The 13041-nt window shown below is 64.5% G+C and carries 11 protein-coding genes; 4 read left to right on the top strand and 7 right to left on the bottom strand.

Annotated elements, in window-relative coordinates; genetic code table 11:
* Positions 1 to 45: 45 nt before the first annotated feature.
* Positions 46 to 1710: a CTP synthase gene (pyrG, locus tag ACCQ15_RS08825; protein ID WP_008571227.1), complete on the bottom strand. Its 1665-nt coding sequence runs from the start codon at positions 1708 to 1710 to the stop codon at positions 46 to 48.
* A gap of 314 nt (positions 1711 to 2024) precedes the next feature.
* A complete protein-coding gene (locus tag ACCQ15_RS08820; protein WP_008571226.1) occupies positions 2025 to 2267 on the bottom strand; it encodes a hypothetical protein in 243 nt (80 codons plus the stop codon).
* A gap of 164 nt (positions 2268 to 2431) precedes the next feature.
* Between ACCQ15_RS08820 and parE the strand changes: the two genes are divergently transcribed.
* Entirely contained in the window at positions 2432 to 4321 is a 1890-nt protein-coding gene (gene parE, locus ACCQ15_RS08815) for a DNA topoisomerase IV subunit B (protein ID WP_003481816.1), read from the top strand.
* A gap of 381 nt (positions 4322 to 4702) precedes the next feature.
* The gene (locus ACCQ15_RS08810) at positions 4703 to 6208 is read left to right on the top strand and encodes a S10 family peptidase (RefSeq protein ID WP_014089971.1); all 1506 of its coding nucleotides are present in this window, start codon (positions 4703 to 4705) and stop codon (positions 6206 to 6208) included.
* A 193-nt stretch (positions 6209 to 6401) separates the two neighbouring features.
* On the opposite strand, the gene ACCQ15_RS08805 is transcribed toward ACCQ15_RS08810, so the two are convergent.
* The 3 genes from ACCQ15_RS08805 to ACCQ15_RS08795 form a co-directional block, all read right to left on the bottom strand.
* Entirely contained in the window at positions 6402 to 7163 is a 762-nt protein-coding gene (locus ACCQ15_RS08805) for a YdcF family protein (RefSeq protein WP_008571224.1), read from the bottom strand.
* A 106-nt stretch (positions 7164 to 7269) separates the two neighbouring features.
* Entirely contained in the window at positions 7270 to 8397 is a 1128-nt protein-coding gene (locus ACCQ15_RS08800; RefSeq protein ID WP_008571223.1) for an inorganic phosphate transporter, read from the bottom strand.
* Between the two features lie 9 nt (positions 8398 to 8406).
* The gene (locus ACCQ15_RS08795) at positions 8407 to 9033 is read right to left on the bottom strand and encodes a DUF47 domain-containing protein (RefSeq protein WP_008571222.1); all 627 of its coding nucleotides are present in this window, start codon (positions 9031 to 9033) and stop codon (positions 8407 to 8409) included.
* A 272-nt stretch (positions 9034 to 9305) separates the two neighbouring features.
* On the opposite strand from ACCQ15_RS08795, the gene ACCQ15_RS08790 reads away from it, so the two are divergent.
* On the top strand, positions 9306 to 10646 hold the full coding sequence (locus tag ACCQ15_RS08790) for a hemolysin family protein (RefSeq protein WP_008571220.1): 1341 nt from the start codon (positions 9306 to 9308) through the stop codon (positions 10644 to 10646).
* A complete protein-coding gene (locus ACCQ15_RS08785; RefSeq protein ID WP_014089969.1) occupies positions 10630 to 11298 on the top strand; it encodes an exopolysaccharide biosynthesis protein in 669 nt (222 codons plus the stop codon). The genes ACCQ15_RS08790 and ACCQ15_RS08785 overlap by 17 nt, the downstream gene beginning before the upstream one ends.
* 34 nt (positions 11299 to 11332) lie before the next feature.
* On the opposite strand, the gene ACCQ15_RS08780 is transcribed toward ACCQ15_RS08785, so the two are convergent.
* Positions 11333 to 11833 (bottom strand): pyridoxamine 5'-phosphate oxidase family protein, encoded by a 501-nt coding sequence (locus tag ACCQ15_RS08780; RefSeq protein ID WP_029819203.1) that lies wholly within the window; start codon positions 11831 to 11833, stop codon positions 11333 to 11335.
* A gap of 60 nt (positions 11834 to 11893) precedes the next feature.
* The gene (locus ACCQ15_RS08775; protein WP_008574989.1) at positions 11894 to 12895 is read right to left on the bottom strand and encodes an LLM class flavin-dependent oxidoreductase; all 1002 of its coding nucleotides are present in this window, start codon (positions 12893 to 12895) and stop codon (positions 11894 to 11896) included.
* Positions 12896 to 13041: the final 146 nt, after the last annotated feature.

The following is a 13041-nucleotide window of genomic DNA, read 5'->3' as shown; positions in this document are numbered from 1 at the left end:
ACCTTCTCCCATGAAGGGGACCGAGGTCCCGATGGGAGAAGGAACTCACGCACGCGCTTCTTTGAGCAACTTGCCGCCAGCCTTCTTCTCGCGCGCCGCACGCACGAAGCCGATGAACAGCGGATGGCCGTCGCGCGGGGTGGACAGGAATTCCGGATGCGCCTGGCAGGCCAAAAACCACGGGTGCGTGTCGCGCGGCAGCTCCACCACTTCCACCAGGGTGTCGTCCATCGACTTGCCGGAGATCACGAGACCGGCGTCTTCCAACTGCGTGCGATAGCGGTTGTTGAACTCGTAACGGTGACGGTGCCGCTCGGCCACCACATCCTTGCCATAGACCTCGCGCGCCAGCGTACCGGGCTTCAGGCGCTGCTCCTGCAGGCCCAGACGCATGGTGCCGCCCAGGTCGGATTTTTCGTCGCGCTTTTCGACTTCACCGGTGGCGGTGCGCCATTCGGTGATCAGGCCGATCACCGGGTGCGGCGACTGGCGATCGTTCTCGGTGCTGTTGGCTGCATCCAGGTCGGCGACGTGGCGGGCATAGTCCACCACGGCCGCCTGCATGCCGTAGCAGATACCGAAATATGGCACCTTGTGCTCACGCGCGAACTTGGAGGTCTGCACCTTGCCTTCGAAACCGCGGTCGCCGAAACCGCCCGGCACCAGGATGCCGTCGATGTCTTGCAAGGCAGACATGTCGCTGCCCTCCAGATCCTGCGCTTCCAGCCACTTCAGGTTGACCTTGGTGCGCTGACGCAGGCCACCGTGACGCAGCGCTTCTGCCACCGACTTGTAGGCGTCCTGGTGATCGACGTACTTGCCGACCACGGCGATGTTGACCTCGTCCAGCGGATGCTTGACCGCATCCACCACCGCCGCCCATTCGGACAGGTCGGCCGCGGCGACCTTGTCGCGCAGCTTGAACTGCTCGATGACCAGTTCGTCCAGGCCTTGGCGCAGCAATTCCAGCGGCATGCCGTACAGCACGTCGATATCCGGGCAGCTGATCACCGCACGCTCGGAGACGTTGGTGAACAGCGCGATCTTGCGGCGCTCCGAATCCGGCACTGCCTGCTCGGACCGGCACAGCAGCACGTCCGGCTGGATGCCGATCGAGCGCAGTTCCTTGACCGAATGCTGGGTCGGCTTGGTCTTCAGCTCACCGGCCGCCGCGATGTACGGCACCAGCGTGAGATGCATGAACATGGCCTTTTCGGCGCCGCGCTCGGTGCGCACCTGGCGAATCGCTTCCAGGAACGGCAGCGATTCGATGTCGCCGACGGTACCGCCGATTTCGATCAACGCGACATCGAACCCGGCGGTGGCCTCGTCGATGCAGCGGCGGATCTCGTCGGTAATATGCGGAATCACCTGCACGGTGGCGCCCAGATAATCGCCACGACGCTCCTTGCGGATCACGTTCTCGTAGATGCGGCCGGTGGTCACCGAATTCTTGCGCGACAGGCGCGTGCGTACATAACGCTCGTAGTGACCCAGATCCAGGTCGGTTTCGGCACCGTCGTCGGTGACGTAGACCTCGCCATGCTGGAACGGGCTCATCGTGCCCGGGTCCACGTTGATGTACGGGTCCAGCTTCATCATCGTGACCTTCAGGCCACGCGCTTCAAGAATGGACGCAAGCGAAGCGGCGGCAATGCCCTTGCCTAGCGAGGACACTACGCCGCCGGTAACGAAAATCAGGGGGGTCATGGGGCTTGAAGCCTCCCGGAAAGCCATAGTTTAGCGGGTGATGGGCGAATGCCCAAGGGTTGCGTGACGACGAGGTCATCACACGTTGAAACAGTGCATGTCGTGCAGGCCTGAGCGGCTGGCAGACATGACGGGCAGTGGCCAGGCGATTGCGGGCTCTCTGCGGGGGCCGGAATGCATGCGCGTTACATGCCAGCCCCAGGCACCGGCTACGCCAACAGGGCGAATGCTGCGTGGTCTTACATAGCTGCCCCAAAAGCGAACGCCCCGGCAATGCCGGGGCGTCGGTGGCACCTGGCCGCTAGGCCGCGCGATCAGCGTGCAGGCTTTTCTTCTTCCTCTTCCTCGCGCGGGGCGCTGTCGGCCTTGGGCTTCTGCGCAGCGGCGGCAGCGCGGCGTTCGGCCTTGCGTTCGGCTTCGGTCTTGGCCTTCGCGTCATCGGCCTTTTGAGCTGCGGCGCCCTGTCCGGTCTGCTGCGGAGCGGCCTGGGCCATGGCGGGAAGCGCTGCGACTGCGGCCGCACCGAGGGTGAGCATCAGGATGTGCTTGAACTTCATGGCGTCCTCTTTGGCTTCGGTGACATCCTCAGGTGGGGACGTTTGATTGCGAAACCAACGCCAGGGTAGCCAATGCTGCCCGGCCCCCCACTGAACGCCGGTCGCGTGCAAAAAATCGGCTCAGCCCCCACACTTGCGCGTCGTTTCACGTGCCAACGAGATGCATGAACACCCGTTATAACGCCGCCGATATTGAAGTGCTGTCGGGCCTGGACCCGGTCAAACGCCGCCCCGGCATGTATACCGATACCGCGCGCCCGAACCATCTGGCGCAGGAAGTGATCGACAACTCTGTCGACGAGGCGCTGGCCGGCCACGCCAAGCAGGTCGAAGTCACGCTGTACAAGGACGGTAGCTGCGAAGTGTCCGACGACGGCCGCGGCATGCCGGTGGACATCCATCCGGAAGAGAAGATTCCGGGCGTGGAGCTGATCCTGACCCGGCTGCATGCCGGCGGCAAGTTCAGCAACCGCAACTACACCTTCTCCGGTGGCTTGCACGGTGTAGGCGTAAGCGTGGTCAACGCGCTATCGACCAAGGTCGAACTGTTCATCAAGCGCGAAGGCAGCGAGCACCGCATGGAGTTTCGCGATGGCAACGCCGCGTCCAAGCTGGAAGTGGTGGGTACCGTCGGCAAGAAAAATACCGGCACGCGGCTGCGTTTCTGGGCCGACCCCAAGTATTTCGATACGCCCAAATTCAATGTGCGTGCGTTGCGGCACCTGCTGCGCGCCAAGGCGGTGCTGTGCCCCGGCCTGACCGTCAAATTGCACGACGAGGCAACCGGCGAGCAGGACAGCTGGTATTTCGAAAACGGCCTGCGCGATTACCTGAAGGGTGAGATGGCCGAGCACGAGCTGCTGCCGGCCGACCTGTTCGTCGGTAGCCTGAAAAAAGACACCGAAATCGTCGACTGGGCCGCGGCCTGGGTGCCGGAAGGCGAGCTGGTGCAGGAAAGCTACGTCAACCTGATCCCCACCGCGCAGCATGGCACCCACGTCAATGGCCTGCGTTCGGGCCTGACCGATGCGCTGCGCGAGTTCTGCGATTTCCGCAATCTGCTGCCGCGCGGCGTCAAGCTGGCACCGGAAGATGTCTGGGACCGGGTGACCTTCGTGCTCAGCCTGAAGATGACCGATCCGCAGTTTTCCGGTCAGACCAAGGAACGCCTGTCCTCGCGCCAGGCTGCCGGCTTCATCGAAGGTGCTGCGCACGATGCCTTCAGCCTGTATCTCAACCAGAACGTGGAGATCGGCGAGAAGATCGCGCAGATCGCCATCGATCGCGCCAGCGCACGGTTGAAGACCGAAAAGCAGATCGTCCGCAAGAAGGTCACCCAGGGCCCTGCCCTGCCCGGCAAGCTGGCCGATTGCATCAGCCAGGATCTGTCGCGTACCGAACTGTTCCTGGTCGAAGGCGATTCGGCCGGCGGCTCTGCCAAGCAGGCGCGCGACAAGGATTTCCAGGCCATCCTGCCGTTGCGCGGCAAGATCCTCAACACCTGGGAAGTGGCTTCCGGCAGCGTATTGGCCTCCGAGGAAGTGCATAACCTGGCGATCGCGATCGGTTGCGACCCGGGCAAGGACGACATCACCGGGCTGCGCTACGGCAAGGTGGTGATCCTGGCCGACGCCGACTCCGATGGCCTGCATATCGCCACGCTGCTGACGGCGCTGTTCCTGCAGCATTTCCCCGCGCTAGTGGCCGCCGGCCACGTGTTCGTGGCGATGCCGCCCTTGTTCCGTGTCGATGTGGGCAAGCAGGTGTTCTATGCGCTGGACGAAGAAGAAAAGACCACGCTGCTGGACAAGATCGCGCGCGAAAAGATGAAGGGCCAGATCAGCGTCACCCGCTTCAAGGGCCTGGGCGAAATGAATCCGCAGCAGCTGCGCGAATCCACCATCCACCCGGACACGCGTCGACTGGTGCAGCTGACCATCGACGACGGCGAGCAGACGCGTTCGTTGATGGACATGCTGCTGGCCAAAAAACGCGCAAGCGACCGCAAGCAGTGGCTGGAGACCAAGGGCGATCTGGCCTCGCTTGAAGTCTGAGTGCTGAAACCGATAGCCCCTCTCCCGTGGAGGCGAGAAGGCACGGCCTGCGCGTGCTAGCGGCGCGCGACTTTGAGCGCCCGCGCCGCAAGCGCGGGCGGGGCGCAGCGCGGCGTTTGGGTGCGGGCGTATGCACTTGCGAAGTGAGTAGCACGAGGCTTCGCCCGCACCCTCATTCCCCTTCGGAGCACCGTCCGCATCAGGCGGGACAATGTCTCGACGGGAGAAGGAAGCGCCTTGCATAGGCGCTCATTTCGGCGGGCCGCACACACCTGCCTTTGCGTACCACCTCGGTCCGCGCGACATCCATGCCTTCCTGCACATCCACCGGGCTCTGCAGCAGCCTAGCATCGGCGCTTCCCTGCAACCACGTCGATGCCCATGCCCTTCTTTCTCCGTGCCGGCCTGCTGGCCTGCGTGCTGTTCAGCGGGACAGCGCTGGCCGAAGCGCCAGACAAAACCGATAAAAGCGATGCCAAACCCGATGCCGCTGCCGCTGCCGCCAAACAGGCGCCATTGCCGGCCGACGCCAGCGTGCGCCAGAGCACACGCGTGGCTGGCCGCAACCTGAGCTATACCGCCACGGTCGGCACGTTGCCGGTGCGCGATGCGCAAGGCAAGACCACGGGGGAAGTGGTATTCACCGCCTATACCGTCGATGGCAAGGACCGCCCGGTGACCTTCGCCTTGAACGGTGGGCCGGGCGCCGCATCGGTGTATCTCAACATGGGCGCGATCGGGCCGAAGATCGTCGGTTTCGGCGCCGAGGGCGACAGTGCGTCGGCACCGGCCACACTGCGCGACAACCCGGGCACGTGGCTGGACTTCACCGACCTGGTCTTCATCGACCCGGTGGGCACCGGCTTCAGCCGCGCGCTGATCGGCGACGACGATGCCAAGAAGCAGTTCTACAATCCGCAGGCGGATGTGGAATATCTCTCGCGGGTGATCTACGACTGGCTGCTCAAGAACCGCCGCCTGCAGGCGCGCAAGTATCTGGTCGGCGAAAGCTATGGCGGCTTCCGCGGCCCGCGCATTACCCATTACCTGCAGACGCAGCTAGGCGTGGCGATGAACGGCGTGGTGCTGGTGTCGCCGTATCTCAACCCGACCCTGGACGACAACGGCGATGTGTCGCCCCTGGCATGGATGCTGACGCTTCCCTCGATCGCCGCTGCGCACCTGGAGCGCCAGGGCCAGCTCAGCGACAGCGCGATGCGCCAGGTGATCGACTACACCCGCGGCGATTACGCGGTGGCGCTGATGAAAGGACGCACCGACCCGCAGGCCACCGAAGCGATGCTGCAGCAGGTCACCCGCATGACCGGGCTGGACCCGGCATATGTGCGGCGCTCCGGTGGACGCCTGGAAACCCAGGCCTATCTGCGCGAAGTGTTTCGTGACAAGGGCGAATTGGGCAGCCGTTACGATTCCAACGTGACCGCCTTCGACCCGTTTCCCAACGATGCCGAACAACGCGCCAACGACCCGCTGCTGGACAGCATCATTGCGCCCACCACCACCGCAATGGTGGACTTCGTCACCCGCGTGGTCGGCTGGAAGATCGATGCGCAGTATCGCGCGCTCAACTACGACGTGAACAAGCTCTGGGACTGGAACGACGAGCTTCGCAAAGGCGCAGTGACCCAGCTGCGTCAGTCGGTGGCGATCGATCCGAAGCTGCGCGTGTTGATCGCGCACGGCTGGAACGACCTCTCCTGCCCGTTCATGGGTTCGGTCCTGACGGTGGACCAGATGCCGGCCATGGGCAGCGACAGCAAACGCGTGCAGGTACGCGAATATCCCGGCGGCCACATGTTCTACAACCGCCCCGACAGCCAGGCCGCGTTCCGTGACGACGTCAAGGCGATGTACGAAACGCGCTGAGCGCAGCCAGCGCCGGCCGCACACGCGGCCGGCGACCAAGCCGTCGGGCAGCACCATCGTTTCCGAGTGCCGCGCATCTGCGTTGCCATCGTCAATCTGGAACTGGCAAGCACCGTCGCAAGTACATCAGCCAAGCAGATCTAGCAGCGCACCAGCTGTTACCAATCCCCAATCCCAAATCCCGGCTCCCCAATCACAACGCACCAGGCTCGCTAGCCTTCACGTTCCACCCCAACCACTGGTAGACCTGATAGCGCGCAATGCCCAGGTATTCGTGCAGGGCCACATCGGCCAGCGTGAAGTTGTAGCTCTGCGGCAGGATCGACCAGGTGGCGGTCAGCCAATCGGCGCGCACCGGTGTGGCATCGATGCCGAAATGGCGGAAATACAATTCGGCGCGACGCAGATGCGTGGCCGAGGACACCAGCGCAATGCGATCGGGCCGGTAGGCGCGCAGCAAAGGCTGGCTGAACTGCGCGTTCTGCCAGGTGTTCATGCTCGACGGCTCCATGATCAGATCTGCCCGCGGAATGCCCAGGCCCAGCAAGACACGCTGGTAGACCACCGCTTCGGACAGGCCCAGGCCGCGTGCATCGCCGCCGCTGATCTCGATCTTGCAATCGCCCCCGCTGTGCCGGCATTGCCAGTACAGCCGTGCCGATTCGACGATGCGGCCGTAGGCGAACAGATTGGCTTCGGCCACCGCGTCGCGGCCTTCCGGGCGCACGGTGCCGGCACCCAGCAGCACGATGACGTTGCGCGCGCCCCACGCGTTGAAATCGTTGACCCCGGTGCGTTGCAGGTGTTGCAGCATCCAGGAGGGCAACGGACCGCAGCCCACCGCGAACACCAGCAGCAAGCTGGCCAGGCCCAGCACGCGGGAGAACCGCCGCAATCCGCGGCGGTCGATCAACCAGGCAAACCCGAACAACACGCACACCAGGGCAAGCATCATCGGGAAAGGGTCTCACTCATGGCATGCGGGCAACCTGCCGCAAACAGGTCGATACGGCAACGGCGGCGCAGTCTGCCGACGGTGCGTGAGCGCACCGCGGCATCGCTCAGGTCCAGCCGAACAGCTCGAACAGCGTCAGGATCAGATACGCCACGCCGCCAGCGGCCGGGATGGTGAGAATCCAGGCCCAGACGATGCGCTCGATCACCCCCAACCGCAGCGAACGCGGGTTCTTGGCAAAACCCACCCCCATGATGGCGGTGGAAATGCTGTGCGTGGTGGATACCGGCATGCCGAAATGCGCCGCCACGGTGAGCACCGTCGCCGAGCTGGTTTCTGCAGCAAAGCCGTGGATGGGATGCAGCTTGACCATCTTGTGGCCGAGCGTCTTGATGATCTTCCAGCCGCCCGACGCCGTCCCTGCGGCCATCACCACCGCGCAGGTCAGCACGATCCACATCGGGATACCGGCGCCGGCGGCAAGGCCGGTGCCCGGATGCAGGAACGACAACCAGCTCGGCAAATCGTCCAGCGCACCGGCCGACTGCGCGCCGATCAGGGTCATGGCGATGATGCCCATGGTCTTCTGCGCGTCGTTGTGGCCGTGCGCGTAGCCCATGTAAGCGGCCGAGGCGATCTGCGCCTTGCCGAAGAACGCATTGACCCAGCGCGGACGCGCCAGCCGCCCGATCGGGCCGCCGAGTTTGGACATGCCGGCGATGATCGCCCACAGCAGCACCATCACTACGATGCCGAGCACGAAACCGGCGATCGGCGAGGTGATCATCGGGACGAACACCTTCCACAACAGGCCCTTGTTCTTGGCCCAGTTGCCGATGTTTTCCGACCAGATCAGCGCGTCCCAGTTGTTGTGCGCCGCGGCCAGGCCGGCGCCGCACAAGCCACCGATCAAGGCATGCGAGGACGACGACGGCAGGCCCTTCCACCAGGTGATCAGGTTCCAGATGATGCCGCCCAGCAGGGCGCACAGGATCACCTGCGGAGTGACGTCGACCACGTTGGTGTTGAGCAGGCCGGAAGCAATCGTCAGCGCCACGGCGGTGCCGGTCAGCGCGCCGATCAGGTTCATGCCGGCGGCCAGCATCACCGCCCAACCGGGCGAGAGCACCTTGGTGGCGACCACGGTGGCGATGGAGTTGGCGGTGTCGTGGAAGCCGTTGATGAACTCGAACACCAACGCGGCCAGGATCACCACCAGAACTAAGGTAAGCACGCGGCGACCTCAGCTGTTCTTCAGCACGATCTGGTAGACCACCACACCGGCCTCGCGGCAGCGGTCGATGGCCTTTTCCAGAATCTCGAAGAACTCCTTGAGCAGGAACATCTGCAACGTGTCCAGCCGGCCGGAATAGATGTCGCGATACAGCTCCAGCATCAGCCGGTCGGCTTCGTTTTCGAGCATGCGCAGCTTGTCGTTGAGCGCGGTCATGCGGTCGATGTTCATGTGCGGCAGGTCGGCCACCATCTCCACCACCACCGCGGCGGCCTGCTCCAGCATCGCGGCGCGCGGAGCGAAGTCGATGTGTTCCAGGTGCTTGGTCGCCAGCGAGTAGCGGTCGGCGAATTTCTCGACCTGCTTGGGAATCTTGTACAACGCCGAGCCCAACGCCTCGATGTCTTCGCGTTCGATCGGGGTCATGAAGCTATCCACCAGCGCCTGGCCGATCTTGTCGGAGGCGGCGCGTTCGCGCAGGCGGGCCAGCTTGAAGGCGTCCAGCGCCGGTTGGCGGTCGGACTCGCGCATCATGGCGTGCAACGCCCTGGTGCTGTCGTAGGCGGCCTGCGCCGCTTCGTTCAGAAGCGCATAGAACTGCTTGCCGGAACCGAAGATGGTCTGCAACGAGAACATGGGTGGACAACTTCCTGCCGTCGAGGGAGAGACGGCGCCAGACGCGAATTATGACCGTTCCATGACCTCTCTGGGTATCTCGCGCCGGGAGCGGCCTTCACATCGACATTTCCCGGCTCGAACCACCCTGTGGTTTGCTACCATGCCCCCGCGCCTTCGGGCGCACCCTATGGAAGACGACCCTATCCCCCCGTGTTGCCGCCCGGCCTGTGCGCCCGCCGGTAGCCCCAGTGCTCCCCCGCCCTCCCCTTCACTAACCGGGGAAGACGCCCGTGGTTGAGTTTTTGATCGTCATCGCCCTGATCGTGCTGAATGGCTTCTTCGCCATGTCGGAGATGTCGTTGATGACCTCGCGCAAGAGCCGCCTGAAGCAGATGGCCGGCTCCAGCAAGCGCGCCGCGCGGGCCCTGGCCCTGGCCGAAAGCCCCGAAAACTTCCTGTCCACGGTTCAGATCGGCATCACCCTGATCGGCATCCTGACCGGCGTGTTCGGCGGCGAGGCGATCGGCGAAGCCATCGCCAGCTGGCTGCAGGGTGTGTTCCCGGCCTTGGCGGGCACGTTCGAACTGGTCGGCAAGCCGCGCCCGTATTCGGTGGTGATCGGCAGCACCCTGGCGGTGGCGCTGATCACCTTCCTGACGCTGATCTTCGGCGAGCTGGTGCCCAAGCGGCTGGCACTGCGCAATTCCGAAGACATCGCAGGCGTTGTCGCGGTGCCGATGGCCTGGCTGGCCAAGATCGCCGCGCCCGGGGTGTGGGTGCTGGCGCGCTCCACCCGCCTGGTCCTGCGCATGCTGGGCATGGGCAAGGACGAGTCGGCCTCGGTGACCGAAGAAGAGATCCGCATGCTGGTGGCCGAAAGCCACGAGGCCGGGGTGATCGACGCGCACGAGCGCGACATGATGAATCGCGTGATGCGGCTGGGCGATCGTACCGCCGACAGCCTGATGACCCCGCGCAACCGCATCGCCTGGCTGGACGCCAACGCCGAGCCGGAACGCAATCTGCAGGTCATGCGCGAGCACGAATTTTCGCGCTACCCGGTGTACCGCGGCAGCGACCAGGACATTGCTGGGGTGCTGGAAGTCAAATCGCTGGTCACGCGCATGGACGGCCACGGCGCGCACCTGTTCCAGGCGCTGCGCGACACCTTGTTCGTGTCCGAATCCACGCACGCGATGAAGCTGCTGGAAATCTTTCGCGAAGAACAGCAGTCGATGGCGCTGGTGGTGGACGAATACGGCGAAATCCGCGGATTGGTGACCATCAGCGACCTGATGGGCGCAGTGGTCGGCCGCCTGCAGGCGGTGGAAAATACCGACGAGGACGCGCTGGTGGTCACGCGCGCGGACGGCTCGCTGTTGATCGACGGTTCGCTGCCGGTGGAAGAATTGCGCGAAGTACTCGGTGCCGAACTGCCCGACGCCGACGAGGGCGATTACCACACGCTTGCGGGCTTGTGCATTTACTATTTCGGGCGCATTCCGCAGGCCGGCGAGTTCTTCGATTGGGCCGGCTGGCGCATCGAGATCGTCGACCTGGACGGTGCGCGCGTGGACAAGTTGCTGCTGAGCCGGGTGGGCGACGAGGACAGCGATGACATCGTCGGGTGACGGCGGTGCGCCGCACGATGATGCCAGCGAGCAGATGCGCTACCGCAACGAAGGCATCCGCAGCCTGCTGGCAGCCTTCAGCGAAGGTGATCCGGACCAGGTGTTGCGCGTTCGAGAGATCTTGGCCGACCTGCAGCAAAGCGCCTTCGGCGTGTTTCTGTTTCTTGCGATCCTGCCCTCGTTCATTCCGATTCCCGGCGTTGCCGGTGGCATCAGTGGACCGTTGACCATCCTGATCGGGCTGCAGATGATGTGCTGCCTGCGCAAGCCGTGGGTACCGCGCTTCATCGGCGAACGCGGGCCGCGCCGTCGGACCAGCCAGCGCTTCGTGGCCAAACTGGGACCGACGCTGCAACGCCTGGATCGCCTGCTCAAACCGCGGTTGCATGGCATGCTGGACCGGATGCCGGCGCAGCTCCTCACCGGCTTGCTCCTGGTGCTGGTCGGCATCCTGCTGACGCTGCCGATCCCCTTCACCAACTACATCTTCGGCCTGATCCTGCTGCTGTTCGCGCTGGCCCTGCTCGAGCGCGACGGTGCGCTGATGCTGGTGGGCTGGGCAGCTGCGCTGATCTCGGTGGCCGTGTTCGGGGTCACCTCCGACCAGCTGGTGGATCTGATTCGCGATTGGTGGCCGGACGCCTGGCGCTGAGCGCAGCGCGTCCGGCGCGTCGCTTGCGACGCAGTTATTTCAGATCGACCACGCGGTTGTCCGACAGGCTGCCGGTATCGTCGGTGACCGCCGTCATCACGAAATACAGCGCCTTGCCGAGCAGCCCGCTGGGGCCGTCCCAGTATTCGGCCGATTCGGCGCGCACATGGATCAAGCGCAGGTTCGGGTCGTCCTTGCCGCCGGGGAAGAACACCTTCATTGCCGGCGACCACAGCTCTTCGATCTTGGCGCGGTCGTGGACCACGCGTGCGGTGCCGGCTACCGAGACATACGTGTTCTTCGAGGCCGACGCATAGGCCACGTTGACGCGCGGATCAGCGGCGATTTCCGCCACTTTCGGGCTGTCGGCGGCGGTGGCGAACCACAGGTCGCCATCGAACTCGACTTCCTGCGTGCCCAGCGGCCGGCTCACCAGTTTGCCGTCGACCGAAACGGTGGTGAACATCGCGATGTCCACCCCGCGGATCAACTCGGCCAACTGCTTAATGCTCTCGCTGCGTTGCTGAAGTTGCATGCTGGTCTTCCCAATGGATGTGCACGCATCACAGCCGATCGCCGCGCAAAGCGACGTGAATCACGCCAAGGTCACGTCCAGCTCGCGGCACGCGGCCGCGGCAATTTCGAAGGAACGCAGACGCGCGGCGTGGTCGTAGATGTTGGCGGTGAACAACAGCTCGTCGGGCGTGTGACGCTCGATGAACTCTGCCACGCCGCGCGCAATCTGCTCGGCATCGCCGAGTACCGTGCAAGCCAGTGCACGCTCCACCCCGGCACGTTCATGCGGCTGCCAGAAGCTGTCGATATCGTCGATGGGCGGCGGGATCTTGCCCGGCTTGCCGCGGCGCAGATTGACGAAGCTCTGCTGCTGAGTGGTGAACAGACGGCGTGCCTGCGCCTGCGTCTCGGCCGCCACCACATTCAGGGCCAGCATCACGTGTGGCTTGGCCAGCTGTGCGGATGGGCGGAATTCGCGGCGATAGATCGCCACCGCGTCGTCCATCGCGTCGGGTGCGAAATGCGAGGCGAACGCGAACGACAACCCCATCGCGGCGGCAAGGCGTGCGCTGAACAGACTCGACCCCAGCAGCCACACCGGCACCTCCAGCCCGGCGCCGGGCACGGCCTGCACCAGCTGCCCCGGCACCGCCGGCGCGAAATAGCGCATCAGTTCGGCCACGTCCTGCGGAAAATGATCGGCGCTGTCGAAATAGCGGCGCAAGGCCCGTGCGGTGGGCTGATCGGTGCCCGGCGCACGGCCCAGGCCCAGGTCGATACGCTGTGGATACAACGAGGCCAGGGTGCCGAATTGTTCGGCCACCTGCAGCGGCGCGTGGTTGGGCAACATGATGCCGCCGGCACCCACGCGGATGGTCTTGGTGCCGCCGGCGACGTGACCGATCAGCACGGCAGTGGCGGCGCTGGCGATGCCTGGCATGTTGTGGTGTTCGGCCAGCCAGTAGCGCTGATAGCCCCAACGCTCGGCGTGCTGGGCCAGATCGAGCATGTTCGCGAAAGCGTGGGTGGTGTCGCTGCCTTCGCAGACCGGCGCTAGATCGAGCACGGAAATGGGGGTCATCGAATGACTCCGGAAAGAGTGTTATGCCAGAGATGGGGCTGGCCCGGCGGCATTGCCAGCGGCCTGTTGGGTGCCGTGAGGGATTACAGCATTCCAGCAGTCGGACAACGCATGGGGTGCACGGGATTGGTTCCACTCGCGACAGC

This window comes from Xanthomonas sp. NCPPB 1754, assembly GCF_041475725.2.
Classification (GTDB): Bacteria; Pseudomonadota; Gammaproteobacteria; order Xanthomonadales; family Xanthomonadaceae; genus Xanthomonas; species Xanthomonas euvesicatoria.
This window is presented reverse-complemented; position numbering and strand designations above follow the sequence as displayed.

Coding starts and splice junctions, on each gene's coding strand:
- ACCQ15_RS08785 (WP_014089969.1), top strand. CDS start 10,630: ATGACATCGTCGGGTGACGGCGGTGCGCCGCACGATGATGCCAGCGAG.
- pyrG (WP_008571227.1), bottom strand. CDS start 1,710: ATGACCCCCCTGATTTTCGTTACCGGCGGCGTAGTGTCCTCGCTAGGC.
- ACCQ15_RS08805 (WP_008571224.1), bottom strand. CDS start 7,163: ATGATGCTTGCCCTGGTGTGCGTGTTGTTCGGGTTTGCCTGGTTGATC.
- ACCQ15_RS08820 (WP_008571226.1), bottom strand. CDS start 2,267: ATGAAGTTCAAGCACATCCTGATGCTCACCCTCGGTGCGGCCGCAGTC.
- ACCQ15_RS08775 (WP_008574989.1), bottom strand. CDS start 12,895: ATGACCCCCATTTCCGTGCTCGATCTAGCGCCGGTCTGCGAAGGCAGC.
- ACCQ15_RS08810 (WP_014089971.1), top strand. CDS start 4,703: ATGCCCTTCTTTCTCCGTGCCGGCCTGCTGGCCTGCGTGCTGTTCAGC.
- ACCQ15_RS08780 (WP_029819203.1), bottom strand. CDS start 11,833: ATGCAACTTCAGCAACGCAGCGAGAGCATTAAGCAGTTGGCCGAGTTG.
- parE (WP_003481816.1), top strand. CDS start 2,432: ATGAACACCCGTTATAACGCCGCCGATATTGAAGTGCTGTCGGGCCTG.
- ACCQ15_RS08795 (WP_008571222.1), bottom strand. CDS start 9,033: ATGTTCTCGTTGCAGACCATCTTCGGTTCCGGCAAGCAGTTCTATGCG.